This is a genomic window from Sphingomonas sp. R647, assembly GCF_020177055.1.
GTDB lineage: Bacteria > Pseudomonadota > Alphaproteobacteria > Sphingomonadales > Sphingomonadaceae > Sphingomonas.
This window is the reverse complement of record NZ_JAIQXT010000004.1, coordinates 448,358-474,226: the sequence shown is the minus strand read 5'-3', so window position 1 is coordinate 474,226 and position 25,869 is coordinate 448,358. Positions and strand designations below refer to the sequence as shown.

Below are 25,869 nucleotides of genomic sequence, written 5' to 3'. Positions count from 1 at the left end.
GCTAACGCGTGAGTGAATGTCTTTAATGTGGTTAGGCTATATGGCGCGGCCCCGCTAGTCGGGCCGGCCGCGCACGCCGTGATCGCAGATCTGGCGGAAGCCCGCAGCCATGAACACGGCCATGCGGTCCTTGATCGCCGCGAAGTCGTTAGACCGGCACAGTCCGCCCGAAAGCTTGTCGATGCGCCCGGTGCGCGCCAGCGTGACCATCAGCGCGCCGGTGACGAAGTGATAGCCCCAGAAAATGTCCTCTTCCGCGCAATCGGGCAGCGCCTTTTTGAGCAGTTCGATCAGGCGCAGCACGACGGGGTCGAAATGCGCGTCCATCAGGTCGGCGCCCCATTCGGGCGTGTTCGCGACGAGGGCGCCGAGCGCGCCGTAATTCTTCCAGCCCTCGCCCCCCTCGATATACAGATCGAGATCGGTGTCGAGGAACGCGTGGAGCGCGCCTTCCAGCGTTGGCTTGCCACCGGTTGCGGCATCGTAATCGTTGAGGGCTTTCAGCCGGCGTTCGCTGGTCACCACCGCGCGGCGGGCGAAGACCGCGTCGAACAGCTTCTTCTTGTCCTCGAAATAATAGTTGAGCAGCGTGTGGTGGACGCCAACGCGCTTGGCGACGTCCTTGAGCGTCACGCCGTGCAGCCCGTGCTTCGAGAACAGATATTCCGCCTCGTCGAGCATCTGCTCCATCATCTCCGCGCGCTGCTCGGCCTTGGTCGAGCGGCGGCGGGGTTTGGGCTTTTCGGACGTCTGTTCTGGCACTGGGCGTTCATTCCCCTGTTGCCCGGACGCGATCGCATCGCCGCACACCGGGTCGAACAAGGTCTCAAGCGCTTCCATATTGAGACCGCAAGCTATTCTTGTCGATTTTGCCGGTCGGGGCGAGCGGCATCGCGGGAAGGCGGACGATTGCGTCGGGAATCCACCACGATGCGACGCGGCCGCGCAAGGGCGCGAGCAGTTCGTCATCGCTGAGCGCATCGTCCTGCATCTCGACCAGCAGCAGCGGGCGTTCGCCCCATTTCGCGTCCTGGCGGCCGATCACCGCGGCGAGCGATACCTGCGGCAGCGCGCCGACCACCGCCTCGATCTCCGCCGGGTTGATCCACTCGCCGCCGGACTTGATCAGATCCTTGGCGCGGCCAGTGATGATGAGGTTGCCCTGTGCGTCGATGCGCGCAAGGTCGCCGGTCGCGAACCAACCCTCGGCGTCGGTCGCGGGTGCGTCATGGCCGAAATAGCGATCGACCACCGCCGCACCACGCACGCGCAAATGGCCCTCGGTCTCGCGCTGTTGCGGCAGCGGTGCGCCGTCCGCATCGGTCAGCAGCAGGTCGACACCGATCGCGGGACGCCCGGAGACCGCAGCCGTCCGCTGCGGATCGTGCGGCGGGGCGACGGTGCCGGAGGGCGACAATTCGGTCATCCCCCAGCTGGTCTGCACGGTGACGCCGAGCACGCGTTCGATCCGCTCCATCAGTGCGGGCGCGAGCGGGGAACCGCCGACGATGATCCGCTGAAGGCTCGGCAGGGTTTCACCGGTCGCCTCGAGATGCTCGGCGACGCCCAACCACACGGTGGGCACTGCGACACCAACAGTGACCTCCGCCCTCGCGATCAGCCGGGCGAGGCTTGCCCCGTCGGTATGGCGTCCGGGGAGCACCAGCCGCCCGCCCGCTGCGGGGAGCGCGAAGGGCAGGCCCCAGGCATTGGCGTGGAACATCGGCACGACCACCAGCACGCTGTCGCTGGCGCGGATCGCCATGACATCGGCCTGCAGGCAGCGCAGCGTGTGGAGGAAGCTGGCGCGGTGGGTGTAGGTTACGCCCTTGGGCGCGCCGGTGGTGCCGGAGGTGAAGCACAGGCCGCACGGGGCGGTTTCGGGGAAGGCGCCCCACACCGCTCCGCCGGGCGCGGTTGCGATCAGCGGCTCCAGCGCGGTGACGGCGCATGTCGCTGACTCAGCATCGGCTGCACCGTCGATCACCAGCATCAGCGACACGCCCGGCACCCGCTCGACGATTGCGCGGGCGAGCGGCTGGAGGTCGGCGCTGACGATCAGTAGCTTCGCCCCCGACTGCACCACCATGTCGGCGAGCTGCTGCGCGGTCAGGCGCGGGTTGAGCGTGTGGCACACCGCGCCCATGCCCATGATCGCGTACCACGCCTCGACATGCGCCTGGCTGTTCCACGCCAGCGTCGCGACGCGCGCGCCCTGTCGCACCCCGAAGCCGGCGAGCAGCGACGAGATGGCGAGCGCGCGGTCGCGCAGCCCAGCATAGCCGATCCGGTCGATCCCGCCGCCTTCACGCGCGGTGATCACGTCGGCATCGGCGTGCCATTTGGCGGCGTGGTGCAGGAACTTGTCCAGCGTCAGCGGATAATCCTGCATGCTTCCGTCGATCATCGGCAACCCGTCGCCTTGTTGAGGACCGGCGAGGCGACGCCGGTGTTCCAGTTCCATGGCTGGTCGCCCGCCGCGCGGCGGCGACACACCGCCGCTTCGTGCAGCGCGAACATGCCCGGCATCAGCCGCGTGCCGGGAAGCGGCTTGCCCGCGAACGCCATGTAATTGGCGGCCTTGCCATAGGCTTCCCATGCCGGCTGCCCGTCCGCGACCGGCGTGCCCGAGCGCGCGAAGCTCGCCCAATAGCCCAGCATCGCGTCCGACAGGCGGCGGTTGGTCACGTCATCGGGGACCTTCGGCCAATAGGGCGGCGTGCGGCTGGCGGTGCCGAAGACATAGGGGATTTCGGCGGCGTGGAAGGCGTGCAGGCCATACTCCGCCGCAGCGGGGTAGCCGTGATCGAACAGGTAAAGATAGGCGCTTTGCCCGATCGCAGTCTGGCCGATCGCGAGCCGGGTGGAGGTCCAGCCGTAGAGCGCGTCGCGCGTGGTCGCGAGCATCGCTTCCTTGATGTTGCTCGCCGGATAGAGCCGCAGGAACGGGTTGGCGAGGTCGCCATAGCGCGCGCGGATCGCCGCCTCATACGCCTCGGCATTGGCGGGTGCGGGCGGGAGCAGGACGGGGAGCGAGCGGATCTCGCCCGAATTGAACCCGGCGAGCACCGGCACCTTGGCCTGTTCGCCATGGTCCCAGGTCGCGACGAGCTGGCGCGTCAGGGTCGTACCGTCGACAGTTGCCCAGGGGCCATAGCCCTTGGTCGCCGCATCGACCGTCAGCTTCTCGGCGTCCATTGCGCGCAGTCCGGCGACATTGCTGGCTCCGACTGCGGCCATGATATGGCTGCCCGCCGCTTCAGCCGAGGGCAGGCCGTGCTTGCCCTGTTTCAACTCGGGCGTGGTGATCATGTAGGCGCTTTGCGCCACCGCCTTGTGGAACAGGCCGCGCGCGCGCGGGCTGGCCATCAGGTACATCACGCTGAGCGCCCCGGCGGATTCGCCCGCGATGGTCACGTTGCCGGCATCGCCGCCGAACGCCGCGATGTTGCGCTGGACCCATTTCAGCGCCGCGATCTGGTCGAGCAGGCCGTAATTGCCCGAAACGCCGTCGGGCGATTCCGCGCTCAGTTCGGGATGCGCCAGATAGCCAAGGATACCGAGCCGGTAGTTGATCGACACGACTATCATATTGCCGCGCTGTGCCAGTCGCGCGCCGTCATACATGGTTTCGTGGCTATAGCCCGCGACCAGCGCGCCGCCGTGGATCCACACGAACACGGGCAGATCCTTGGCCCCCGGAGGCGACCAGATGTTGAGCGTCAGGCAATCCTCGCTGACCGTGTCGAGCGGGTTGGTGTAGATGCCGGCGTTGCGGTTGCGCGGCTGAACGCAGGCGGGGCCGAACGCGGTCGCCTTGCGCACCCCCTGCCAGTCTGCGGCAGCGACCGGCGGCTTCCAGCGCAGCGCGCCGACCGGGGCTTGTGCATAGGGGATGCCGCGAAAGATGCGGACGCCGCCCTGCTGCACGCCCTCGACCGTCCCGGCCGGAGGGGTGACCTGCGGCGACTGGGCGAGCGCGGGGCTGCCCAGCGCGAGCGCGAGGAGCGTGATCAGCCACTTCATGCCGCCGCCCCTTCGCGCTTGAGCCGTCGGGCGAGCGCGACGAACAGGCCGATCGCGATCAGGTAAAAGGGCGTGAGCGTGTAGAGCGCGCTCTGCAGGCTCTGCGTATCGCCCTGCGCCTTGAACCAATCGCTGGCAAAGCCGACCCAGGTCGGGCCGAGGCCAAGGCCGATGAAGTTCATGATCAGCAGCAGCAACGCACCCGACAGCACGCGCTGATTGGGCTTCACCTCTTCCTGCACCAACGCGACCGAGGCCGAGAGGTAGAAATAGTTGAACACCATCACCACCGCGAGCAGCGCCAGTGCAAGCGGCCAGCTCGGCGCCCAGACAAAGCCGATGTAAAAGGGCATTGCGATGGCGAGCGATACCGCAGGGGCGACCGCATAGCCGCTGCGCGCCGTGCGCGTCATCGCGTCGATCACCCGGCCGGAAATGACCATGCCGCCGCCCATGCCGATCAGCAGGACGAGCGCGTACCAGACCGCGACATCGCCGAGCACCATGCCCTTTTCGCGCATCAGATAGAGGACCGCGAAATTGCCGAGGCCGTAAGTGACGAACTGGGTCGCGCCGCTGCCTAGCGCCGCGAGCATCAGCACGGGGTTGGACAGGAATGCGCCAACGGTGGGCCAGAACGGCGCCTTGTCCGACGCGCCCGCCGCGCGTGCGCCGTCCATCGCGCCCTTTTGCGGCTCCCGGATCGTCAGCCATACGAACAGCGCGGTGACCACGCCGACCACGCCGACGATGATGAAGGGCAGCCGCCAGCCATACTGTTCGGCGATCGCCGCGCCGAACGCGACTCCTGCTGCTGCACCGATCGCGGGACCAAGATTGAAGATACCGAGCGCAGCGGCGCGCTTGCCGGGCGGATAGGTATCGGTGATGATCGCATAGGATGGCGGCACGCCGCCCGCCTCGCCGAACCCGACGGTCATGCGCGCGATCACCAGCTGGGTATAATTGGCCGCCATACCGCACGCGACGGTCGCGCCGCTCCAGATCGCGCAGGCGAGGCTGAGCACGCCGACGCGGCTGGTGCGGTCGGCGAACCAGCCGACGGGGATCGCGATGAAGCAATAGAACATCGCGAAATAGAGGCCGCCGATCAGGCCAAGCTGCGTGTCGCTGACCCCCAGCGAATCCTGAATCGGCTTGGCGAGAATGCCGATCAGCTGCCGGTCGAGGAAGTTGAGGATGTAGACGAAGGTGAGCGTGACCAGCACGAACCAGGGCCGGTTCGCAGGTGACGGACGGCCGGCGTTGCCGCCGGCCGTCATCGCATCAGAGGCCGTAGCCAAGACGGATCCCCACGGTACGTGGGCGCAGCGTGCCGAAGCGGCTCACCAGGAACGCCTCGGGGTGGATATAGGTGATCGAGTGATCGTCGAACACGTTCTCAAGATAGAGCGCGGCCGAGAGCGACCCCTTCTTGACCCCGAGATTGAGGTTCACGTTCACATATTCGTCGGTCTGGCCGAAGGTCGACAGGCGCAGGTTCGGGTTGCCCGGCGTGTTGGGGAACGAGCTGTTGTACGATCCCACATATTGCGCGTTGACCGCGAAGGTGCCGCGCGCCGTAGCGCCAAGGTCGAAGCCGTAGGAGATGTACGCCGCGCCCTGAAGCCGCGGGGCAGACAGGCGATGTCCGAGCACCGCGCCGGAGATCGCCGCCTCTGTGGCCGACAGCTTGGTAATCTTGGAGTCGTTATAGGCGACGTTGAGACCCAGGAATACATCCTTGGCCGGGATGACGCCCATCTCGAGCTCGAAGCCCTTGCTGCGCGCGGCACCGATGTTGGTGGCAAACTGAACCGAGTCGGTCGAACGGTTTGCCTGCGCCTGGATGTTGCTCCAGTCGATCAGATAGGCCGCAGCATTGATCGTGACGAGGCCGTTGAGAAACCGTGCCTTCGCGCCAATCTCATAGCTTTTCAGATCGTCCGATTCCGCGCCGTCGGGGATGACCACGCCGCCCAGCGTGGGGTTGGCGCCCCGGATCGCGTTGACGACCGGCGCGCGGAAGCCCGTCGAGAAGGTGGCGTAGGTGGTAATCGCCTCGCTCGGCTTCCACGTCGCGCTGGCCTTCCATGACGGGGCCGAGCCGGTCGCCTTGACGCCGGTGGCGGCAGCATAGGGGACCAGGCTGCTCGGCCCGAAATTCACCGGGATGCCAAAGAGCGCATAGGTGAAATAGTTGAAGCCGCCTGCCGTCGCGAGATAGCCGCCCGCCTCGGTGAATGCCTGAGCCGAGGTGCGGCCATAGCGCATGCCGCCAGTCAGCCAGAACTTTGGCGAGAAGCGGTAGGTGATCTCACCGAACCCGGCGAGTTCGTCGCTCTTCGAATAGGTGTAGAGCTTTTGATAATATTGATCGGGCAGCCCGGTGATGCCGCGCGCCGCTAGGAACTGCGGGTTGGACCGATAGAAATAGTCCACGTCGCGGCGGCGGTTCATATAGAAGCCGCCGATGGTGAATTCGAATGGGCCGTCGAGCGAGGAGACCAGCCGCGTCTCCTGCACGAACACCTTGTCATAGGCGTCGGCGTCGAGCCCGAATGCGATCGGTGCGCCGGGGAAGGAGCCGGGCGCGAAGGTGCCCGCAAGGTCGACATAGAATTTCTGGTCGAAATCCGAATAGGTCGACGAGCTGGTCAGCCGGGCGAAGTCGAATTCATATTCGACCGTGCCGTTGATGATCGTCTGCTTGCCGGTGAAGCGGTCGGGCTGGTCCGACACGCGCTTTTCGCGACCCAGCGACGGACTGGTGAGGGAGCTGTCCTTGGGATCGCTGTCCTCATAGGACGCCATCACGCGCACCGACAGCCGGTCATTGGGCTTCCACAGCGCGATGACGCGCCCGCCCCAATTGACCAGCTTGTTCGAATTCTCGACGCCGGTACCGACATTGTCGAGATAGCCGTCTTCGTTGCGGTAAAAGCCGACCGCGCGCACCGCGAGCGTGTCGCTGACGATCGGGAGGTTGACCATCACATTGTAGCGCTGGCGCAGGCTGTCCGATCCGGTCAGGCCGAGATCGACCTGGCCGGCCATATCGAAGGAGCTGAGATTGGGGTTCTTGGTCAGGATGCGCATTGCGCCAGACAGCGATCCGGAACCGAACAACGTCCCCTGCGGCCCGCGCAGGAATTCGACGCGCTCGACGTCGAACAGGGTCGGATCGACCACGGTGGTGTTGCCGATCGTCGAGATCGGCAGCTCATCGACATAGACCGCGACCGAGCTTTGCAGGTTAGCGTTATAGCCGTTGGTCGCGATGCCGCGCGCGGTGAAGTTGTTGAAATTCTGGGTCGGGCGGTTGAGCACGACGCCCGGCGTTTCGCGGGCAATCCCCTCGAACCCGACGATTCCCTTCTCGGTCAGCTCTTCCTGCTGGAAGGCGCTGATGCTGAGCGGGACGTCCTGGATGCGCTCGGCGCGGCGGGTGGCGGTGACCACCACTTCCTGGGCGCTGTCGGCGGTCGTCTCGTCGCGCGCCGGGGTGTCCTGCGCCGCAGCGGACATCGGAACCGTGAACACCGCAACCGCACACGCGGTCGCCAGAAGACTTGCCCTCATCCTTACCTCTCCTCGATGCCATCGATCATGCGTCGATTTGCTGGGGCGAATATGTCGCGGAGCAGAGGCGCTGTCAACATTCACTATCACGAGTGTGAAGATCTTTCACGCGTCCGGGAAGAGCGGCATTATGTGCGGGCTGTTGGGAGATCGGGGCGCGTGGTTCGAAGCCCTCGCGCGCGCCTATTCCGCGTCCGGCGCGCTGGTGAACAGGGGCATCGCCGCGTCGCTGGTCTCGAAATTCGAAACCGTCACCCCGACCAGGCGGATGCCGATGTCGAGCGGATAGAGCGTGCGGATCAGGTCGATCGCGGTCGCGCGCAGGTCTGCCGGGTCGCGCACCGCCTGCGGCTGGGTGCGGCTGCGGGTCACCTGCCTGAAATCGGCGAACTTCGCCTTGACGGTGACGGTGCGGCCGAACTGCTGACGCTTGGCGCTCCACGCGGCGACATCGTCCGCCATTTTGAGCACGCCCGCCTCGATCTCCGCCGGGTCGGTAAGATCGCGGTTGAAGGTGGTTTCCGAGCCGGATGACTTGCGCTCGCGGCTGGGGTTCACCGGGCGCGCATCGATCCCGCGCGCAATGCCGTAATACCAGTCGGCGGCGCTGCCGAAATGGCGCGCCAGCACCGCGATCGATTGCGCCTTGAGGTCGGCCCCGGTTTCGATGCCGAGGCGCTTCATCTTGGCCGCAGTCACCGGGCCGACGCCGTGGAACTTCGCGACCGGCAATTGCTCGACCCATGCCGCGCCCATGTCCGGCGTCACCGCGAACTGTCCATTGGGCTTGCGATGGTCGGACGCGAGCTTGGCGAGGAACTTGTTGTACGAGATGCCGGCCGAGGCGGTCAGCCCCGTCTCTTCATGGATGCGCGCGCGGATTTCCTTCGCCGTTGCCCAGGCGGTGTTGAGCCCCCGGTGATCGTCGGTCACGTCGAGATAGGCCTCGTCGAGCGAGAGCGGCTGAATCAAGTCGGTGTAATCGGCGAAGATCGCGTGGATCTGGGCCGAGACGGCGCGATAGACTTCGAACCGTGGCCGCACGAAGATTAGCTCGGGACAGCGCCGCAGCGCCGTCACCGATGGCAGCGCAGAGCGCACGCCGAATGCGCGCGCCTCATAGCTCGCCGCCGCGACCACACCCCGCGCTGCGGGCGAGCCGACCGCAACCGGCTTGCCGCGCAGTTCCGGCGCGTCGCGCTGTTCGACCGACGCGAAAAAGGCATCCATGTCGATATGGATGATCTTTCGGACACTCGGCTCGGACATGCACCTGCTCTAGCGCGGATCGAACAAAGATGGAACACGGATGGTGACGCGCGAACTGGTCGATGATAGTCGACGTCGAGGTGACGTATCCGATATGCCTGTCGCAGTGGGAATTTCGGCGGGACAGGGATAGCGTTCCACTACCAAGTCACTGACTCTCAGCGACAATTTTGGCAGCAGTGGCGGAGCGGGAGGGATTCGAACCCTCGATACGCTTTTGGCGTATACTCACTTTCCAGGCGAGCGCCTTCGACCACTCGGCCACCGCTCCGCTATCGCTGGATGGCGCTGCCTAGAGAGTTGATCACCGCTTCGCAAGCGCGTTGCATCGCGTGACGCGGCGTGACAGCTTGCGGCCATGCTGACCCTCTCCCTCGCGCTTGCACTTCAGGCCGCCGCCCCCGCCCCGCTGCCGTCCGATCCCCTGCCCGGGGACTGGCGCGACATCCCGGCCGACGAGTTGCTGGTGATGACGCTGGGCGAGGGCAAGCAGGTCGTGATCCGGCTCGCGCCGCGCTACGCGCCGGTGCATGTCGCCAATATCCGCAAGCTCGCCGCGTCGGGCTGGTGGGACGCGGCGCGGGTGTATCGCGTCCAGGACAATTATGTCGTGCAATGGGGCGACCCGAGCGAGAAGAAGTCGCTGCCCCAGGGGGTCATTGCGCAACCGCCCGCCGAATATGACTGGCCGAAATTCGACGCGGTGACGCGGCTGACCCGCACCGATCCTTATTCGAGCGCGACCGGACACAGCGCCGATGGCTGGCCGCTCGCGACCGATGGCACGGTCGCATGGATTCCGCATTGCTATGGCATGGTCGGGGTCGCCCGCGATCTGGCGCCGAGCACGGGGAGTGGCGGCGATCTGTACGCGGTGATCGGCCATGCCCCGCGCCATCTCGACCGCAATATCGCGATCGTCGGACGCGTGCTGGAGGGGATCGAGCATCTTTCGGCGCTGCCGCGCGGCACCGAAGGGGGGCTTGGCCTCTACAAGGAGGCGAGCCAGCATGTCGCCTTCACGCGCGGACGGCTGGCGAGCGAGTTGCCCGAGAGGGAACGCCCGCGCTTTCAGTATCGCGCCGCCGATAACGAACGCTTCGCTGCGTGGATCAAGGCGCGCGAGAACCGCCAGCCGCCGTTCTTCAACCTGCCGTCGGGCGGCGCAGACATCTGCAATGTCATGCCGCCAGTGCGACGGCGGAATAAAGCCTAGTTCCCGACCCAGTCGGCAACCTCGCCCGCCACCTGATTCGCGGCCTGGTTGAGCCCGGCACCAGCGGCGGTCGGGGTCACTTCCGCCAGCGGCACGCGCGCTTCAAAGCGGCGCTTTTCGAACGTCATCGCCGGGCGGCTGCCATCGGCCGCGGCGGGACGATCGCGCACGAGTGTGGCTTCAAAGACCACCACCGCCGCACTGCTGTCGGCATCCACGCCGAACTGGCGCAGCTCGCCGCCCAACCGCGCGCCGGGGTCCGACAGCGACTGGCGCAGGCCCAGCACCACGCGTCCGGTGCGCACCGAAATCGTGTCGCCGAGCACGCGCGCGAACATGCGGTTGGGCGCTTCGACCCATTGCGCGTCCTTGAGGTAGGCGACCGCAGTGTCGCTGCTGCGCACCGGCACGCGGGTCACGGCCAGTTCCTGCGGCACCGACGGGACCGTGATCGTGATCGAGCGGACGGTCGCGGAACTGACCGTCTGTCCGGTCGGCATCGCGGCATCCGCCTCGAGCTTGAGCAGCGAGGGCGGCGGCTCGGCACCGAACTTGATGCAGCCGCCCAAGGGCAGCGCGGCAAGCAGAACGGGGGCGAGGAGGAGCTTGCGCATCATCGGGCTCACTTCTTCTTGGGTTCGTAGTCGGGCAGCTTGGGCGATCCGATCAGCGATCCGGCGCCCTCGCGGTCGATCTTCTCGGCGACCGAGGCGAGCGCCGCGGTCATTTGGCGCAGGTCCTGAACCAGCTGATTGATCTCGGGAATCGTCTTGGTCGTGACCTCATCGATTCCGCCATCGGCCTTGCCCAGCGTGCGTTCGAGCGCTTTCATGCTCTTGTCGGCCGAAGCGATCGCACCGCGCAGGTCCTTCATCGCGGGCGAGATTTCCTGACCCACCACGCGATCGGTGGTGCTGGCAAGGGTACCGATCTGCTCGGCGGCGGTCCCTGCCTTCTGCACCGTGATGCGCAGTTCGGCGAGCGTCGCGCGCATGTCGGGGGCGCCCTTGGCGAGTTCGCCGGTCAGCTTTTCGGTATTGGCGAGGATGCCGCTGATCGACGACTGGTTGCGGTCGGACAGCAATTCGGTCAGCCGCTCGGTCAGCGTCGACAGGCGTTCGAGCAGGCGCGGCGCCGAGTTGAGCAGCGCGCCGAGGCCGCCCTGCTTGGTCGGGATCACCGGCACGCCGAGCGGGCAGACGCTGCGCGGATTGGCATCGGGGCATACGATCGGCGGAGCGCCCTTGACCGCACCGTCGAGCTGAATCTGGCTGACGCCGGTAAAGCCGACGCCCTGAATGGTCGCGGTCGTACCCTGCAGGATCGGAACGTCGCTGTTCACCGCGATGCGCACGCGCACCAGGCTGGGGTCGGGCTTGAACAGGCCGATTTCCTTGACCTGCCCCGCGGGGACGCCGGAAAAGGCGACCTGCGAGCCCTTGTTCAGCCCGTCGACCGCCTGTTTGAAGAAGATGTCATATTCCTTCTCGCTGGTCGTGTTCACGCGGGCGAGCCAGACGGTGAACAGCGCCAGCACGGCGAGCAGGATCAGCACGACGGCGCCGACCAGCACATGGTTTGAACGCGTTTCCATTCAGTCCCTCTCGCCCCCCTTGGCGACGGCCCGTTCCGCACTGGCCACCGCCGCGCGGCCCCGCGGGCCGTTGAAATAGTCCTGGATCCACGGATGATCCAAAGCGAGCAGCTCGTCGATTGTTCCCACCGCGATCACGCGCTTGTCCGCGAGCACCGCGACCCGATCGCAAATCGCATAGAGCGTATCGAGGTCGTGGGTGATGAGGAAGACGGTCAGGCCCAGCGTCTGCTGAAGCGAGCGGGTCAGTTCGTCGAACGCCGCCGCGCCGATCGGGTCGAGCCCGGCGGTCGGTTCGTCGAGGAACAGCAGTTCCGGATCGAGCGCGAGACTGCGTGAAAGGCCCGCGCGCTTCTTCATGCCGCCCGACAGTTCGGACGGGTATTTGGGGCCGGCTTCGGGCGGCAGGCCGGTCATCACCACCTTGTACGCGGCAATCTCCGCCAGCAGCTGCGGGTCGAGCTGGGGGTAGAATTCCTTGAGTGGAACCTGAACATTTTCGGCCACGGTCAGGGTCGAAAACAGCGCGCCGCCCTGAAACAACACGCCCCAACGGCGGCGAATCTCGATCGCCTGACGCTCATCGGCGTCGATGACCGATTCGCCGAACACATGGACCTCGCCCGCATCGGGCGGTTGCAGGCCGATGATCGATCGCATCAGCACCGATTTGCCGGTGCCCGATCCGCCGACCACGCCCAGAATCTCGCCCGGCCGTACGTCGAGATCGAGATTCTCGTGCACCACCTGATCGCCGAAGCTGTTGCGCAGACCGCGGATGCGGATGACCGCCTCTTCGCCGTCGAAAATGGGGGCGGTCATCAGTTCCACCCCACTTCGGTGAAGAACACCGCAAAGAACGCATCGAGCACGATGACGAGGAAGATCGCCTGGACCACTGCGGTAGTGGTGCGCAGGCCCACCTGTTCGGCGTCGCTCTCGACCTGCATGCCCTGATAGCAGCCAGCGATGGCGATGATCGCGCCGAATACCGGCGCTTTGACGAGGCCGACATAGAGATCGGTGATCGGCACCACTTCGCGGAGCCGCTGGACGAAGGTGATCGGCGGAATGTCGAGCGCGATCCAGCACAACAGGCCGCCGCCGATCATCCCGAGGAGTGAGGCGTAGAAGCCGAGCAGCGGGAGCATCAGCACCGCCGCGATCACGCGTGGCAGCACGAGCGCCTCCATCGGGTTGACCCCGATGGTGCGCATCGCGTCGATCTCTTCGGTCAGCTTCATCGTGCCAAGCTGGGCCGCAAAGGCCGACCCGGAGCGGCCTGCGACCATGATCGCGGTCATCAGGATGCCGAGTTCGCGCAGCGTGATCCGGCCGACCAGATTGATCGTGAACACCTCGGCACCAAACTGGCGCAGCTGCACCGCGCCCTGTTGCGCGATGACGATGCCGATCAGGAAGCTCATCAACCCGATGATGCCGAGTGCGGAGACGCCGACCACTTCAAAGCGATGGACGGTCGCGTGGTAGCGGAAGCGGCGCGGGTTGGCGATCACGCGCGCCGCCGCCACCGCAGTCGCGCCCATGAAGCCGAGCAGGCCGTACATGGTCTTGATCGCCTGAACCACCGCTTCGCCGATCTCGGCGAGCAGCTGGGCGAATGCGCCCATCGGCTTGGGCGGTGCTTCGATCGGATGGTCGGCCTGTGCGACATGGTCGAACAGCAATTGCTGATTGGCGTCGAGTCCGGTCACCCGCGCATCATGGTCGCGCGCGAAGCGATGGATCAGCCACGCCCCGACCGTGTCGATCCGGTCGATCCCGCGCATGTCGAGCCGACGCACCTCACCCTCGACCGCACCGAGCCGGGTCGGCAGATCGTCGATATTGCGCAGCGACAAATTGCCGCTGAACCGCAGCGTCCCTTCGGCCGCGTCGTGCTGGAAGTCGGCTGGCGCGTTCATCGCGACCATCCATCGTTGATTCGGACTGGAACGGCAAGCACCTGTAGGTAGAGGGTAAGACTTGGTCTGGACCAATTCCGGACTGCGACGAAAGGTTCCGATGCGCCGGCTCGCCATTTACGACATGGACAAGACGATCACGCAGCGCGCGACGTGGATTCCGTTCCTGATCCATGCGGCGAAGACACGCGCGCCCTGGCGGCTGGCGCTGCTGCCGCTCGCGGGGCTTGCGAGCGTTGCCTATCTTGGAAAGGCGATCGACCGGGCGCGGTTGAAGGAGATCACGCATCGCCTGATGATCGGCCGCGCGATCCCGCCCGCCGAGCTGATGGCGGTGGCGGAGACCTTCGCCGACGATATGGCAGCGACCAATATGTTCGCCGATGCGCGTGCGCGCGTCGAAGCCGATCGCGCGGCAGGGTGGGAGCCGGTGCTGGCGACCGCAAGCCATGGTTATTATGCCGAGGCGATCGCCGCGCGGCTGCATATCGGCACGGTGATCGCCACCGCCGCGCGGCGCGATGCCGATGGCAATGTGCTGGCGGGGCTTGAGGGCGAGAATTGCTATGGCCCGGCCAAATTGCGACTGATCGAGGCGTGGATGGCGCGTGAGGGCCTGGCGCGCGGGGATATCCGGGTGCGCTTCTACAGCGACCATGTCTCCGACGCGCCGGTGCTGGAATGGGCGGACGAGCCGTTCGCGGTCAATGCGCACGGGCCGTTGCGCAAGCTGGCGGCGGTCAGGGGGTGGACGGTGCTGGATTGGGAGGGGTGAGCGAGCGGCTCGATGAACTCTTCCGGAGGCGCGCGCATCGCATGTTGATGCCTGCAGTTCTGGAGGGCTGGCGTGCGCTAGGGGGCGATGCGCTCCCGCTGAGCTTTGACGACCAGATGAGGCTAGTGACCCGCGTGCGCGCGGCTGAGCCCGCCAAGGCCACCCATTTGGAGCGACTCTCGCTTGCTCAGCTCCATCACGAGATTGCGCTATTTTCGTCCCGCTTGACGGAAGTCGTGGTGGTAGGTTGGGCACTGGATAGCGAGCCCGCCGTGATGATAGCGACGTCGATGCTACAGCAGTCGGTATTCGCTCTCAGTTCGGTCTACCCTGACGGGTTCCTGTTGCTTGAACCGCTGGCGCTTCCACTCACATCTTTGCTTGCGGTCGATTTTGGGAACGAAGACGATCCCCAAATCTACATTCGGCATAAGACCTTCAACGTGCGGTAAGCCTCGTTTGGTTGGCGACCACAAACCTCACAACAGCGTATGCAGTGTGTGCAGCGTCAGTCCGACCAGCCCGCCGACCAAAGTCCCGTTGATGCGGATATACTGCAGATCCTTGCCCACCGCATTCTCGAGCCGCCCGGTGATCGTGCGCGCGTCCCAGCCGCGCACCGTGTCCGACACCAGCCGGACGATGCCGTCGCCATAATCGGCGGCGGTGCCGACCGCGGCGCGGCGGACGAAGCGATTGATCATGTGCGCGAGGCGCGGGTCGCTCTGCAGCGTGCCGCCAAGCTGGCGCAGTGCCTCGCCGAACTTGCCCGCCAGCGCCGCATCGGGATCGCGCGCCACCCGCAGCAATGCCCCACGCGCCTGTTCCCACATCCCCTCGATCCAGCGGGCGAGCGCGGGATTGTCGAGCATGTCGGCCTTGAACTCTTCGACCTTCAGCCGGGTGGGAATGTCGAATTGCAGGTCGAAGGCGAGCTTTTCCAGCCCCTCCTCCACCTTCGCGCGCAGCGGGTGGCCGGGGTCTTCGGCGACGTCCGACACCAGCTTGTACAGGCCGTCGATGATCGCATTGGCGAGCGTTTCGTCGAGGCCGGTCCAGCGCATGATCGAGCCGGCGCGCTCATGCACCATCTTGCGGATCAGCGCCTCATTCTGGTCGATGATCTTCGCCAGCCAGCGCAGCATCGAATCCATCAGCGGCAAATGCCGCCCCTCGGCAATCGCCGCGCCCAGCGCCTGGCCGAGCAACGGCGCGATGTCGGTCTGGCGCAGGCGGCTGGCGACCGCGCCCTTGATGAGGCCACCGAGCTGATCCTTGTCGAGTGATTCGAGCAATGACGCGGCCATGCGCGATGCGCCACGGCGCAGGCGACCCGAGTTCTCGGGCGGCTGGGCGAGCCAGCGGCCCGCTGCACCCGCGACGTCAATCGACCGCATCCGCCGCGCGACGACGCGGGGAATGAGGAAATTGTCGCGCAGGAAATTGGCGAGCGAGGTGGCGATCCGCTCCTTGTTGCGCGGGATGATCGCGGTGTGCGGGATCGGCAGGCCCAGCGGATGACGGAACAGCGCGGTCACCGCGAACCAGTCAGCCAGGCCACCGACCATCGCCGCCTCGGCAAAGGCGCGGATAAAGCCCGCGACGGTGTAGTCAGGCTCATAGCTACGGGCGATGAAATACACCGCCGCCATCAGCACCAACAGGCCGGTGGCGAGGATGCGCATGCGCCTCAGGCCGGGCGGAACGGGGTCACGGTCGCGAATCACTGGACCAGAAAGCACGCGGATTGCCGGGTTCATAGCCGGAACAATCCGCGTGCCGTCTTTTAGTTCACTCGGCAGGCGCGGGGCCTTCGCTTCCGCTGTGCCCGATGCGGCCGGCAGGGACGGTGCCGGCAAGGCGCGCCTTGTCCTCGGCATCGTCACCCGGGCTGAAGGTCAGCAGCTTGCGACCAAGCCACGGACCGACCCGCCGCTCCATGCCGAGCGCAAGGCTGAATAGCGCCGGGACGATCAGCAGCGTGAGCAGCGTCGAGAGCAACAGGCCCCCGATCACCGTGATGCCCATCGGCGCGCGCCACGACCCGTCGCCGTTCAGCGACAATGCGGTCGGCACCATGCCGGCGACCATCGCGACCGTGGTCATCACGATCGGCTGCGCACGCTTGTGCCCGGCGTCGACGATTGCGGTGATCTTGTCGACGCCCTTCTCCATCTCCTCCAGCGCGAAGTCGATCAGCAGGATCGAGTTCTTCGCGACGATGCCCAGCAGCATCAGGATGCCGATCAGCACCGGCATTGAGATCGGATTGCCGGTGATCAACAGGGCGATCAGTCCGCCCAGCGCCGCGATCAGCAGCGAGGACAGGTTGACCATCGCCGCCATCACGCCGCGATAGAGCAGCACCAGCACCGCAAAGACGAGCAGGATACCGGCCACCAGCGCTACGATGAAGTTGACCAGCATTTCGGTCTGCCACTTGGCCTGACCCACCTCCAGCTTGCCGACACCCATTGGCAGGGCGCGCATCGTCGGCAGCTGATCGACCTTCTGCATCACCGCGCCCAGCACGAACGGCTTGCCGGTCTTGGGATCGGTGGCGAGGTCGGCACCGACGACGAGGCGGCGCTTCTGGTTCAGGCGATCGATGCGGGTTGCGCCCACGCCGAACTTGATGTCGGCGACCACCCCCAGCGGCACCGATCCGCCGGTCGATGTCGCCACCGGCAGGTTGCGGATCGTTTCCAGCTCAGCGCGCGAGCTTTCAGCGAGCGCGACCTTGATCGGCACCTGGCGATCGGACAGCGAGAATTTGGCGCTGTTCTGATCGATATCACCCAGTGTCGCGATGCGGATCGCGTTCGACAATGCCGCCGTCGTCACGCCGAGGTCCGCCGCCAGCTCAGTGCGCGGCTGGATCACAATTTCCGGCCGCTTGAGATCGCCAGTAATGCGCGGGGAGCGGAGCTCCGGCATCTTCTCCATCTCGGCGACGATCTTGAGCGCGGTGTCATTGAGCAGCTTGGGATCTTCACCGCCAAGCACGATCGACACCGCGCGGCCGCTGCCGCCCCAGCCGCCCTGCGAGCGCACATTGACGCGCGCGTCGGGGATTTGCGAGAGCGCGGGCTGGAGCTGCTGCTCGAGCTCGACGCTCGTCAGGGTGCGCCGGCCAGCTGTCGCCTCCTCGTCACCCAGTCCTGCCTTAATGTTCTCCCACGCGGTCGGGCGCTCTTGAAGGATCGCGGTCACACGCCCATTGCCGACAAAGGTGCGCGAATAGACATTCTGCACCACGTCGGTCCGCGCGGCGATGATCCCGGTCACGCGGTCAACGACCGTTTTGGTCTGCTCCAGGCTGGTTCCGGGCACCATTTCGATCTGGACGGTCACATCGTCCTGATCCTGATTGGGCTGGAAGGTGAAGGGCAGCGGACCGCCCGCAGCGAGGAAGATTTCCAGCGCGAAGGCGACGAGGAACGCGACCACGGCGACCCAGCGATGCACCAGGGTCCAGCGCAGGATGCGGACATAGACGTCCATCATCGCGCCCTCGCCATGGCTGGCATGGCCCTTCGCCTTGAGGAAATAGGCCGCGATCATCGGGGTGAGCAGACGCGCAATCGCCAATGACATCAGCACTGCGGCGACAACCGTCAGGCCGAAATTCTTGAAGAACTGGCCCGAAATGCCCGGCATCAGGCCCACGGGAAGGAACACGGCGACGATTGACATGGTGGTCGCGAGAACCGCAACGCCGATCTCGTCCGCCGCATCGATCGATGCCTGATAGGCGGATTTGCCCATCCGCATATGCCTGACGATATTCTCGATCTCCACGATCGCATCGTCGACCAGCACGCCCGCCACGAGGCTGAGCGCAAGCAGCGTCATCTGGTTGAGGGTAAAGCCCAGCATCTCCATGAACCAGAAGGTCGGGATGGCGGAAAGCGGGATCGCCAGCGCTGAGATCAACGTGGCGCGCCAGTCGCGCAGGAACAGGAACACGACGATGACGGCGAGCACCGCGCCCTCGATCATCGCGACCATCGCCGAGTGATATTGGGCTTCGGTATATTTGACGCTGTTGAACAGGACGTTGAACTGAACGCTCGGATTGCGCTTGTTGAGCGCCTCCAGCTTCTTCTCGGCGTCGTCGAACACGGTGACGTCGGACGCACCCTTGGCGCGCTTGATGTTGAACGACAGCACCTGACGGCCGTTATACTCGGCCAGGCTGCGCTGTTCGGCGTAGAGATCCTTGACCTCGGCAATGTCGGCGAGCCGCACATTGCGGTCGCCACCAATGGAAATTCGCGTCTCGGCGAGCGCGCGCGCATCCTGGGCGTTGCCGAGGACGCGGACCGACTGTTCGCTGCCCGAAATCTCGGTGCGACCGCCGGCTGCGTTCAGATTGATCTGACGCAGCTGCTGGTTGACCTGTGCGGCGGTCAGGCCAAGCGACTGGATTTTGGGCAGGTTGAGGATCACGCGGATTTCGCGATTGACCCCGCCGATGCGTTCGACCCCGGAAAGGCCGTCTACCGACAGCAGTTCGTTGGCGACCGTGTTATCGACATACCATGACAGCTGTTCGATCGTCATGTCGGTGCCGGTCGCGGTAAAGGTCGCGATTTCCTGGTCGCTCGTGTTGGCGCGGCCGACCAGCGGTTCGAGAATGCCGTCCGGCAGGTCGCCACGGATCTGGGCGATTGCGTCGCGCACGTCGCTGACTGCACGATCGATCGGCGTACCGATATCGAGCTGGATGACGGTCTGTGAATTGCCTTCGCTGACGGTGGATTCGATCTGGTCGATGCCCTGCAGGCTGCGCACCGCCGCCTCGACCCGCTGGGTCACCTGGGTCTCGAGCTCGCTCGGTGCCGCACCCGGCTGGCTGATCGACACCCACACGATCGGGAAATCGATGTCCGGATCGTTGTTCACGTCCATCCGCGCGAAGCTGACAAAGCCGGCGATGGTCAGCGCCAGGAACAGAACGATCGGCGGAACCGGGTTCCGGATCGACCAGGCAGAGATGTTGCGAAAGCTCATATCCCGTTGTCCCTTAACGCTTCAGCGTGGTGAGGTTCGGCTTGACCTTCTGTCCCGGGTTGAGGAACGCGCCGGCGGTCAGCACCACCCGTTCGGTACCGTCCAGACCGCTGGTGATCGCGACCCCAACGTCGGACACGTCCCCGGTCGTCACGGCACGACGCTCCGCCTCGTCCTTGGCGTTGAGGATATAAACATAATTGCCCTTGGCGTCGCTCTGGATCGCCGATTGCGGGAGCAGCGGGGCGACAGCCGCACCCGCCGTGATCCGCGCCGAGGCGAAGCCGCCTGGACGCAGCGCCTTGTCGAACGACAGGGCGATGCGCGCGATGCCCTGACGCGTCTGCGGGTCGATGACCGGCGACACCTGCCATACCTCGCCGGTGAATACCCGGTCCATGCCGACCGGGGTCACTTCCGCGCGCGCGCCAACGGGGATGCGCTGAAGATCCGCTTCGGCAAGCTGCGTGCGCAGCTCCATCTGGCCGCCCTGAGCCACGCGGAACAGCGCGCCCGAGCCGGAGCTGATGATCTGACCCGGCTCGACCGAGCGGGTGAGGACGAGGCCCGCGGCGGGCGAGCGGATGTCGAGGCGGCGGTTGCGCGCCTGCGTCTCCGACAGCTGCGACTGAGCGACGCGGACGCGTGCGGCGGCAGCGTCACGGGTGGCCGTCTTGCGGTCGAGATCCGCCTTGGACACGAAGCCGCGTGAGAGCAGCTGCTGCGAGCGATCCAGCTCGGCCTGCGCGATGCTGAGATCAGCCTGCGCGACGCGGATGCTGGCGGACTGCGACTGGGCGGTCTGGCTCTGCACCGACCGGTCGACCGTGGCGAGCACCTGACCCGCGCCGACCCAGTCGCCCGGCTCGACGAGCACGCGGGTGACCATGCCACCTTCGCCAGCGACACCAACCGGCATTTCGCGGCGCGCGGCGAGCGAGCCGTTGCCGCTGATCATGCTGGAAATGGTGCTACGACCCGGAACTGCGACGGTGACGGTCGGCAGCTGGCGGTCGCCGCCCTGCCCACCCTTGGCGGCGCCAGCGGCGCCCGCCTTGGCCGGATCAGCCTTGTCGCCCGCCCCGCCCGAGGCAAAGGCGAACCAGGCGGCGACGATCACGACGAACGCGATAGCACCGGCGATGATCCACCGTTTGCGGCGCGACCTTTTCTCCCCCTCACCCGTCAGAGCGAGCCGTTCTTCCCCACCGAACATCCGAGCCTCGTAATTCATGCGCGACCTCTTTCACCCCCGACCCAAAGGCCGACGCGGGTCCTCCCCGTCGCGCTGTATTATCTGAATAAGTCACTTGCCTCAAGGGCAGTTTTACAGTGCGCGCCAGATGCCCGTTTTGCAGAATCCGCGCAAGGGCAGGTCGCACGCAAATGGGGGTATTCAGGAAAGCGATCATGGGGCAATCTCCCGCCTGCTCCAGCCTGATCGGGGGACGGAGGCGACTACAGGAGGAAGGCATGCCCGAAGGTATTCTCGGTTGGATCCTCATCGGCCTCGTGGCCGGGGTTCTTGGCAAGCTGATCATGCCGGGCAAGGATCCGGGCGGTATCATCGTCACCATTCTTATCGGTATCGCCGGCGCATTGCTCGCCGGGTTCGTCGCACCGTCGATCGGGGTCGACCTGACCAACACGCTCAACAGCTATATCGCAGCCACCGTTGGCGCGGTCGTGCTGCTCGCGCTCTATCGGCTGGTGATGACGCGCCGCACGCGCTGAACGCACGCTGCAGGGTTCGTTCAGCCCTTGTTGTCCCGCCCTGCCCCACGCAGCGGCGGGACAATGTTTGTTGAAAGGCCCTGATTAGATGATCCGAATGATGACCGCTGCCGCACTCGCCGCGACCTTCCCGCTCGCCGCGGCCGCGCAGGTTGCCCCGACAGCGACGGTTGCCGAAGGTACGCTGCTGGACGTGGTGGCCGAGGGGCGGGTCAATCGCGTTCCCGACATTGCGGTGATCCGCGCCGGCGTCGTCAGCCAGGGCGCGACCGCCGCCGAGGCGCTGTCCGCCAATGCGCGGCAGATGGCATCGGTGCTCACCGCGCTCAAGGGTGCCGGCATCGCCGATCGCGACATCCAGACCGCGACGATCTCGCTCAGCCCGCAATATCGCTACGCCGAAAATCAGCCGCCGGTGATCACCGGCTATCAGGCGAGCAACAGCGTGTCGGTGAAGTTTCGTGACATCGCACGCAGCGGCACGATCCTGGACACGCTGGTCAAGCAGGGCGCAAACCAGATCGACGGGCCGAGCCTGACGATCGATGCGGTCGATTCCGCGATGGATGAGGCGCGTGTGGATGCAGTGAAGCGCGCCCGCGAGCGCGCCGCTTTGTACGCCCGCGCGCTCGGGATGCGGGTCGATCGCATCCTGATGGTCAGCGAAGGCAGCGACGGTGGTGCGCCCGGCCCGGTGCCGCAGATGATGGTCCGCGCCGAAGCCAAGGATTCGACCCAGATCGCGCCCGGCGAACAGCAGGTCAGCGCCAACGTTCGCGTACGCTTCCTGCTCAAGTGAAAGAAAAGGGGCCGCCCCAGCCGGGACGGCCCCTTTTTTGTTGGCCGCTGAGCGGGCCGATGCCGCGCCCAGCGAAGTTTCGTTCGAGCGATTAACGCACTGAGCCGCGACGCACGAGATTGACGATCGCGAGCAGGATGATCGCGCCGACCAGCGACGACACAAAGGTCATCACGGTGATCGCGCTGTTGATCGAGCCGCCGAACAGTAGGCCGCCGATGAATGCGCCGACGATGCCGACGACGATGTTGAGCAAAATGCCCTGCTGGGCGTCGGTGCGCATCACGAGGCTGGCGAGCCAGCCCACCACGCCGCCGATTACGAGCCAGACAATCAGTCCAACCAGGTCCATGTCTTCCTCCACTGTGACGTCCGCACATTTGCGAACGATGTGGGGCGAAGACGCGCAGGGGCCGAAAATGGTTCCGCCCGCGTTTTGAGGCGCGGGCGGATGGGAGAGAGGGTCAGAGTCCGGCCTATGCCACCGGGATCATGTCAGTATTTCTGCTGGCGCTCGTAGAGCGACTTATAATGCTGGATCCGCGTGACACGCAGGCCGGGCATGCCCGACCGGTCGATCGCGCGCTGCCAGCCGGCGAATTCCTCGACCGTCAGGCCATAGCGCTCGCACACTTCGTCGACGCTGAGCAGGCCGCCATTGACCGCCGCGACGACCTCAGCCTTGCGCCGCACGACCCAGCGGGTCGTTTCGGGCGGCGGCAGCGAATCGAGTGTCAGTGGCTCACCGAGCGGACCGATCACTTTCGCTGGGCGGATCTTCTGGTTTTCAATCATTCCATACCTCGATCAGGGCGGGGGGTCCCCAACTGCGTCTGAAGCCCGTCATAACGTCCGCGGATTTCGCTTCGCCTAAACGGCACGGTAAACGGCGCCTTCATCGAACTTGCCACCGGGTTAGCGTGCGCTCGACCGCCAGGTTGAACGCGCCATGCGGCGGCGCGAGCAATCCGTGCGCGGGCGTCAGCCGATCGAGTCGGATCTGCAGGCGCGCGGTCCGGCTCGCCGACTGACGCACAGCCGCCGCCGCGAGCAGCACGGCAACGGGCGCGGCGATCGGCGTCGCGCCGACATCGCGGTCGAATCGGAAGCTCAGATCCACTGGAGCCTGCTGTCATCGGTCGAACTCATCCGACCCCGTTTAACGGCGAAGGCTGAAAGCCCGGTAAATACAGCGATTTTGCATCGCTATCGTGAAACCACTATGTGCGCGGCGATGTTCACCGGCGATTTTCAGCTTTCCGGGCCGCTCGAGAAGCGGCGAATCGTGGTCGCCATGTCGGGTGGCGTCGATAGTTCGGTCGTGGCCGCGCTTGCTGCGCGCACCGGGGCGGAGACGATCGGCGTCACGCTGCAGCTCTATGATCATGGCGAAGCGGTCGGGCGCGCGGGCAGTTGCTGTGCCGGCCGCGACATCCGCGACGCGCGCGCGGTGTGTGATCGCCTCGGCATCGCGCATTATGTGTTCGACCATGAAAGCAGCTTTCGCGAGACGGTGATCGACGATTTCGCCGACACCTATCTGGCGGGTCGCACGCCGATCCCTTGCGTCAAATGCAATATGGGGCCGAAATTCACCGATTTGTTCGCGCTCGCCCGTGATCTGGGTGCCGATTGCCTTGCCACCGGCCATTATGTGCAGCGGGTCGAGGGTGCCGAGGGGCCGGAGCTGCACAAGGGTGCCGACCCGGCGCGCGACCAGAGCTATTTCCTGTTCGCTACGACCAGCGCCCAGCTCGACTTCCTGCGCTTTCCCTTGGGTGGCCTGCCCAAGGCACGGGTGCGCGAGATTGCGGCGGAGATCGGCCTGGGCGTTGCCGGCAAGCCCGACAGCCAGGACATCTGCTTCGTCCCCGATGGCGACTATGCCAGCCTGGTCAAGAAATTGCGCCCGGAAGCCGACACCGCCGGGGCGATTGTCGATGAGGCGGGCACTGTGCTGGGCGCGCACAAGGGGCTGATCCATTTCACCGTCGGCCAGCGCCGGGGCCTTGAGATCGGTGGCAGCCCCGAGCCGCTCTATGTGCTGCGGCTCGACCCGGCGACACGCGACGTGGTGGTCGGGCCGAAGTCTGCACTCGCGGTCAGTGCCGCGCGGATCGAGGGGCTAAACTGGATCGGCGGGAGCCATAGCGGGCCGCTCACTGCCAAGGTCCGGTCGATGGCGCGCCCGGTCCCGGCGCGGCTCGATGGCGACCGGGTGGTGTTCGACGCGCCCGAATATGGCGTCGCGCCAGGACAGGCGGCGGTGCTCTATGCGGGCGAGCGCGTGCTCGGCGGCGGCTGGATCACCGAGACCGAACGCGCGGAGATGGTCGCGGCCTAAGCGCCGCGCAGCTCGTTCGCCTCGCGCAATGGCTCGCCGGGTCGGTCGACCTGGCCCTCCGGGTCGACATGGATCAGGATTTCGGTGCCGGGGAATTCGGCCTCGAGCCGGGCTTCGAGGGCTTCGACCACGTCATGCGCCTCGGCCACGCTCATCGTGGCGGGGACATGGATATGGAATTGCGCGAAATCCTGCGATCCGCTGCTGCGCGTGCGCAGGTCGTGGAGGCTTTCAAACCCGGGGATAGCTGCGGCGCAGGCGATGAAGGCGCGGCGCTTTTCCTGCGGCCATTCGCGGTCCATCAACTGGCCGATTGCGTCGATCGCGGCATGCCACGCTCCCCAGAGCAGCCATAGCGCGATGCCGATGCCGAACACCGGGTCCGCGCCGCGCAGACGGAGCACCGATTCGAGCACCAGTGCGGCGATCACGCCGGCGTTGAGCAACAGATCGGACTGGTAATGCAGCCGGTCGGTGCGGATCGCGATCGATCCGCTCGCGGCGATGGCGCGCGCCTGATAGGCGGTGAGCAGCAGCGTCACGCCGATCGCGATCACCGATACGATGATCCCGGCTTCGGGGTCGGCCGCGACTTCGCCACTGGTCAGCCGCTCGATCGCGCGCACCGCGATGAAGGTGGCGGAGGCGGAGATCAGCACGACCTGGAACAGCGCCGCCAGCGCCTCGGCCTTGCCATGGCCGAAGCGGTGATTGGCGTCGGCGGGCTGCGCGGCGATGCGCACCCCGGCCAGCGTGACCAAAGACGCGATCAGGTCGAGCACCGAATCCGACAGGCTCGCCAGCATCGCCACCGAACCGGTCGTCCACGCCGCATAGGCCTTGAGCCCGCCGAGCAGCAGCGCCGCACAGACGCTTGCGATTGCCGCCCGGGTCGGGGTGGCGGTCATGGGTAGAGCAAACCCTCGTCCCAGCTTTCGCCATTGCGGACGAACACGCGGCGCTCGTGCAGGCGGTGTTCGCGATCCATCCAGAATTCGATCCGCTCCGGCGTCACGCGATAGCCGCCCCAATGCGGCGGGCGCGGCACATCGCCGCCATCGAACCGCGCCTGCATCTCCGCAAACCGCGCTTCGAACGTCGCGCGATCGGGCAGCGGGCGCGATTGGTCGCTGGCCCAGGCGCCGAGCTGCGAATCGCGGCTGCGGCTCGCGAAATAGGCGTCGGACTCGGCGTCGGCCACGCGGCTGACCGGCCCTTCGATCCGGATCTGGCGGCGCAGCGACTTCCAGTGGAACAGCAGCGCAGCGCGCGGTGTCGCTTCCAGCTCACCCGCCTTGCGGCCTTCACGGTTGGTATAGAAGGTGAAGCCTTCCGCCCCATGGCCCTTGAGCAGCACCATCCGCACCGATGGCTGGCCATCGGCGCTCACCGTCGCCAGCGCCATGGCGTTGGAATCGTTGATCTCGGTCGTGCGTGCCTCGCGGTACCAGGCGTCGAACAGGGCAAAGGGATCTTCGGTCATGCCCCGCCATAGACCCTACGCGCGGCAAGCGGGAGGGGGAACGGCGATCCCGGCATTGCCCTTTGGTGCATCGCGCGGCATGGGGAGCGCAGGCTTTGGTCAAATT

At 66.0% G+C, this 25,869-nt stretch carries 24 protein-coding genes and 1 tRNA gene; 6 read left to right on the top strand and 19 right to left on the bottom strand.

Features of this window, described 5'->3' with window-relative positions; translation table 11 throughout:
* Nucleotides 1-54: 54 nt before the first annotated feature.
* The 7 genes from K9B35_RS12465 to K9B35_RS12435 form a co-directional block, all read right to left on the bottom strand.
* Entirely contained in the window at nucleotides 55-840 is a 786-nt protein-coding gene (locus K9B35_RS12465; protein ID WP_224922159.1) for a TetR/AcrR family transcriptional regulator, read from the bottom strand.
* The gene (locus K9B35_RS12460; protein ID WP_224922158.1) at nucleotides 827-2,407 is read right to left on the bottom strand and encodes an AMP-binding protein; all 1,581 of its coding nucleotides are present in this window, start codon (nucleotides 2,405-2,407) and stop codon (nucleotides 827-829) included. The genes K9B35_RS12465 and K9B35_RS12460 overlap by 14 nt, the downstream gene beginning before the upstream one ends.
* Nucleotides 2,404-4,026: a carboxylesterase/lipase family protein gene (locus K9B35_RS12455; RefSeq protein WP_224922157.1), complete on the bottom strand. Its 1,623-nt coding sequence runs from the start codon at nucleotides 4,024-4,026 to the stop codon at nucleotides 2,404-2,406. The genes K9B35_RS12460 and K9B35_RS12455 overlap by 4 nt, the downstream gene beginning before the upstream one ends.
* Nucleotides 4,023-5,330: a spinster family MFS transporter gene (locus K9B35_RS12450; RefSeq protein WP_224922156.1), complete on the bottom strand. Its 1,308-nt coding sequence runs from the start codon at nucleotides 5,328-5,330 to the stop codon at nucleotides 4,023-4,025. The genes K9B35_RS12455 and K9B35_RS12450 overlap by 4 nt, the downstream gene beginning before the upstream one ends.
* Entirely contained in the window at nucleotides 5,314-7,608 is a 2,295-nt protein-coding gene (locus tag K9B35_RS12445) for a TonB-dependent receptor (RefSeq protein WP_224922155.1), read from the bottom strand. Before K9B35_RS12445 ends, K9B35_RS12450 begins: the two co-directional genes overlap by 17 nt.
* A gap of 183 nt (nucleotides 7,609-7,791) precedes the next feature.
* Nucleotides 7,792-8,877 carry a DNA polymerase IV gene (dinB, locus tag K9B35_RS12440; RefSeq protein ID WP_224922154.1) on the bottom strand — a complete coding sequence of 362 codons (1,086 nt, stop codon included), beginning with the start codon at nucleotides 8,875-8,877 and terminating at the stop codon, nucleotides 7,792-7,794.
* Between the two features lie 180 nt (nucleotides 8,878-9,057).
* Nucleotides 9,058-9,148 (bottom strand) — tRNA-Ser (locus K9B35_RS12435).
* Between the two features lie 87 nt (nucleotides 9,149-9,235).
* Between K9B35_RS12435 and K9B35_RS12430 the strand changes: the two genes are divergently transcribed.
* Nucleotides 9,236-10,093: a peptidylprolyl isomerase gene (locus K9B35_RS12430; RefSeq protein ID WP_224922153.1), complete on the top strand. Its 858-nt coding sequence runs from the start codon at nucleotides 9,236-9,238 to the stop codon at nucleotides 10,091-10,093.
* Here the strand turns inward: K9B35_RS12430 and K9B35_RS12425 are convergent.
* From K9B35_RS12425 to K9B35_RS12410, 4 genes are read right to left on the bottom strand one after another with little or no spacing between them, the layout of a single operon-like run.
* Nucleotides 10,090-10,707 carry an ABC-type transport auxiliary lipoprotein family protein gene (locus tag K9B35_RS12425; RefSeq protein ID WP_318245972.1) on the bottom strand — a complete coding sequence of 206 codons (618 nt, stop codon included), beginning with the start codon at nucleotides 10,705-10,707 and terminating at the stop codon, nucleotides 10,090-10,092. The two genes, K9B35_RS12430 and K9B35_RS12425, sit on opposite strands and share 4 nt — an antisense overlap.
* An 8-nt stretch (nucleotides 10,708-10,715) precedes the next feature.
* Nucleotides 10,716-11,687, bottom strand: coding sequence for an MlaD family protein (locus K9B35_RS12420; protein ID WP_224922151.1), 972 nt, complete (start codon nucleotides 11,685-11,687; stop codon nucleotides 10,716-10,718).
* Nucleotides 11,688-12,509, bottom strand: a complete 822-nt coding sequence (locus K9B35_RS12415) for an ABC transporter ATP-binding protein (RefSeq protein ID WP_224922150.1) — start codon at nucleotides 12,507-12,509, stop codon at nucleotides 11,688-11,690.
* The gene (locus tag K9B35_RS12410; RefSeq protein ID WP_224922149.1) at nucleotides 12,509-13,612 is read right to left on the bottom strand and encodes an ABC transporter permease; all 1,104 of its coding nucleotides are present in this window, start codon (nucleotides 13,610-13,612) and stop codon (nucleotides 12,509-12,511) included. The genes K9B35_RS12415 and K9B35_RS12410 overlap by 1 nt, the downstream gene beginning before the upstream one ends.
* 100 nt (nucleotides 13,613-13,712) lie before the next feature.
* Between K9B35_RS12410 and K9B35_RS12405 the strand changes: the two genes are divergently transcribed.
* On the top strand, nucleotides 13,713-14,387 hold the full coding sequence (locus tag K9B35_RS12405; protein WP_224922148.1) for an HAD family hydrolase: 675 nt from the start codon (nucleotides 13,713-13,715) through the stop codon (nucleotides 14,385-14,387).
* On the top strand, nucleotides 14,384-14,839 hold the full coding sequence (locus tag K9B35_RS12400) for a hypothetical protein (protein ID WP_224922147.1): 456 nt from the start codon (nucleotides 14,384-14,386) through the stop codon (nucleotides 14,837-14,839). Before K9B35_RS12405 ends, K9B35_RS12400 begins: the two co-directional genes overlap by 4 nt.
* Nucleotides 14,840-14,866: 27 nt before the next feature.
* Here the strand turns inward: K9B35_RS12400 and K9B35_RS12395 are convergent, their stop codons facing one another.
* From K9B35_RS12395 to K9B35_RS12385, 3 genes are all read right to left on the bottom strand, one after another.
* Nucleotides 14,867-16,072 (bottom strand): DUF445 domain-containing protein, encoded by a 1,206-nt coding sequence (locus tag K9B35_RS12395; protein WP_224922146.1) that lies wholly within the window; start codon nucleotides 16,070-16,072, stop codon nucleotides 14,867-14,869.
* A 106-nt stretch (nucleotides 16,073-16,178) separates the two neighbouring features.
* Nucleotides 16,179-19,403 (bottom strand): efflux RND transporter permease subunit, encoded by a 3,225-nt coding sequence (locus tag K9B35_RS12390; protein WP_224922145.1) that lies wholly within the window; start codon nucleotides 19,401-19,403, stop codon nucleotides 16,179-16,181.
* Nucleotides 19,404-19,416: 13 nt separating this feature from the next.
* The gene (locus K9B35_RS12385) at nucleotides 19,417-20,637 is read right to left on the bottom strand and encodes an efflux RND transporter periplasmic adaptor subunit (RefSeq protein WP_224922144.1); all 1,221 of its coding nucleotides are present in this window, start codon (nucleotides 20,635-20,637) and stop codon (nucleotides 19,417-19,419) included.
* Nucleotides 20,638-20,876: 239 nt separating this feature from the next.
* Between K9B35_RS12385 and K9B35_RS12380 the strand changes: the two genes are divergently transcribed.
* Together K9B35_RS12380 and K9B35_RS12375 are read left to right on the top strand one after the other, a co-directional pair.
* Nucleotides 20,877-21,137: a GlsB/YeaQ/YmgE family stress response membrane protein gene (locus K9B35_RS12380; RefSeq protein WP_224922143.1), complete on the top strand. Its 261-nt coding sequence runs from the start codon at nucleotides 20,877-20,879 to the stop codon at nucleotides 21,135-21,137.
* Between the two features lie 88 nt (nucleotides 21,138-21,225).
* Entirely contained in the window at nucleotides 21,226-21,936 is a 711-nt protein-coding gene (locus K9B35_RS12375) for an SIMPL domain-containing protein (protein WP_224922142.1), read from the top strand.
* Nucleotides 21,937-22,027: 91 nt separating this feature from the next.
* On the opposite strand, the gene K9B35_RS12370 is transcribed toward K9B35_RS12375, so the two are convergent.
* The 3 genes from K9B35_RS12370 to K9B35_RS12360 all read right to left on the bottom strand — a co-directional run bounded on the left by K9B35_RS12370 (nucleotide 22,028) and on the right by K9B35_RS12360 (nucleotide 23,056).
* Nucleotides 22,028-22,288 carry a GlsB/YeaQ/YmgE family stress response membrane protein gene (locus K9B35_RS12370; RefSeq protein ID WP_066658922.1) on the bottom strand — a complete coding sequence of 87 codons (261 nt, stop codon included), beginning with the start codon at nucleotides 22,286-22,288 and terminating at the stop codon, nucleotides 22,028-22,030.
* 143 nt (nucleotides 22,289-22,431) lie between these two features.
* A complete protein-coding gene (locus K9B35_RS12365) occupies nucleotides 22,432-22,731 on the bottom strand; it encodes a DUF1153 domain-containing protein (RefSeq protein WP_224922141.1) in 300 nt (99 codons plus the stop codon).
* A gap of 100 nt (nucleotides 22,732-22,831) precedes the next feature.
* Nucleotides 22,832-23,056, bottom strand: a complete 225-nt coding sequence (locus tag K9B35_RS12360) for a hypothetical protein (protein ID WP_224922140.1) — start codon at nucleotides 23,054-23,056, stop codon at nucleotides 22,832-22,834.
* Nucleotides 23,057-23,170: 114 nt separating this feature from the next.
* On the opposite strand from K9B35_RS12360, the gene mnmA reads away from it, so the two are divergent.
* On the top strand, nucleotides 23,171-24,280 hold the full coding sequence (mnmA, locus tag K9B35_RS12355; RefSeq protein WP_224922139.1) for a tRNA 2-thiouridine(34) synthase MnmA: 1,110 nt from the start codon (nucleotides 23,171-23,173) through the stop codon (nucleotides 24,278-24,280).
* On the opposite strand, the gene K9B35_RS12350 is transcribed toward mnmA, so the two are convergent.
* Complete coding sequence (locus tag K9B35_RS12350; protein ID WP_224922138.1) at nucleotides 24,277-25,188, bottom strand: cation diffusion facilitator family transporter; 912 nt, start codon at nucleotides 25,186-25,188, stop codon at nucleotides 24,277-24,279. The two genes, mnmA and K9B35_RS12350, sit on opposite strands and share 4 nt — an antisense overlap.
* Nucleotides 25,185-25,763, bottom strand: a complete 579-nt coding sequence (gene pdxH, locus K9B35_RS12345) for a pyridoxamine 5'-phosphate oxidase (RefSeq protein WP_224922137.1) — start codon at nucleotides 25,761-25,763, stop codon at nucleotides 25,185-25,187. The genes K9B35_RS12350 and pdxH overlap by 4 nt, the downstream gene beginning before the upstream one ends.
* Nucleotides 25,764-25,869: the final 106 nt, after the last annotated feature.

Bases quoted from the DNA above. Each gene is read 5' to 3' on its own strand.
- K9B35_RS12465 (WP_224922159.1), bottom strand. From the start codon at position 840: ATGGAAGCGCTTGAGACCTTGTTCGACCCGGTGTGCGGCGATGCGATC.
- K9B35_RS12460 (WP_224922158.1), bottom strand. From the start codon at position 2,407: ATGATCGACGGAAGCATGCAGGATTATCCGCTGACGCTGGACAAGTTC.
- K9B35_RS12455 (WP_224922157.1), bottom strand. From the start codon at position 4,026: ATGAAGTGGCTGATCACGCTCCTCGCGCTCGCGCTGGGCAGCCCCGCG.
- K9B35_RS12445 (WP_224922155.1), bottom strand. From the start codon at position 7,608: ATGAGGGCAAGTCTTCTGGCGACCGCGTGTGCGGTTGCGGTGTTCACG.
- dinB (WP_224922154.1), bottom strand. From the start codon at position 8,877: ATGTCCGAGCCGAGTGTCCGAAAGATCATCCATATCGACATGGATGCC.
- K9B35_RS12430 (WP_224922153.1), top strand. From the start codon at position 9,236: ATGCTGACCCTCTCCCTCGCGCTTGCACTTCAGGCCGCCGCCCCCGCC.
- K9B35_RS12425 (WP_318245972.1), bottom strand. From the start codon at position 10,707: ATGCGCAAGCTCCTCCTCGCCCCCGTTCTGCTTGCCGCGCTGCCCTTG.
- K9B35_RS12420 (WP_224922151.1), bottom strand. From the start codon at position 11,687: ATGGAAACGCGTTCAAACCATGTGCTGGTCGGCGCCGTCGTGCTGATC.
- K9B35_RS12415 (WP_224922150.1), bottom strand. From the start codon at position 12,509: ATGACCGCCCCCATTTTCGACGGCGAAGAGGCGGTCATCCGCATCCGC.
- K9B35_RS12410 (WP_224922149.1), bottom strand. From the start codon at position 13,612: ATGAACGCGCCAGCCGACTTCCAGCACGACGCGGCCGAAGGGACGCTG.
- K9B35_RS12405 (WP_224922148.1), top strand. From the start codon at position 13,713: ATGCGCCGGCTCGCCATTTACGACATGGACAAGACGATCACGCAGCGC.
- K9B35_RS12395 (WP_224922146.1), bottom strand. From the start codon at position 16,072: ATGCGCATCCTCGCCACCGGCCTGTTGGTGCTGATGGCGGCGGTGTAT.
- K9B35_RS12390 (WP_224922145.1), bottom strand. From the start codon at position 19,403: ATGAGCTTTCGCAACATCTCTGCCTGGTCGATCCGGAACCCGGTTCCG.
- K9B35_RS12385 (WP_224922144.1), bottom strand. From the start codon at position 20,637: ATGAATTACGAGGCTCGGATGTTCGGTGGGGAAGAACGGCTCGCTCTG.
- K9B35_RS12380 (WP_224922143.1), top strand. From the start codon at position 20,877: ATGCCCGAAGGTATTCTCGGTTGGATCCTCATCGGCCTCGTGGCCGGG.
- K9B35_RS12375 (WP_224922142.1), top strand. From the start codon at position 21,226: ATGATCCGAATGATGACCGCTGCCGCACTCGCCGCGACCTTCCCGCTC.
- K9B35_RS12370 (WP_066658922.1), bottom strand. From the start codon at position 22,288: ATGGACCTGGTTGGACTGATTGTCTGGCTCGTAATCGGCGGCGTGGTG.
- K9B35_RS12365 (WP_224922141.1), bottom strand. From the start codon at position 22,731: ATGATTGAAAACCAGAAGATCCGCCCAGCGAAAGTGATCGGTCCGCTC.
- mnmA (WP_224922139.1), top strand. From the start codon at position 23,171: ATGTTCACCGGCGATTTTCAGCTTTCCGGGCCGCTCGAGAAGCGGCGA.
- K9B35_RS12350 (WP_224922138.1), bottom strand. From the start codon at position 25,188: ATGACCGCCACCCCGACCCGGGCGGCAATCGCAAGCGTCTGTGCGGCG.
- pdxH (WP_224922137.1), bottom strand. From the start codon at position 25,763: ATGACCGAAGATCCCTTTGCCCTGTTCGACGCCTGGTACCGCGAGGCA.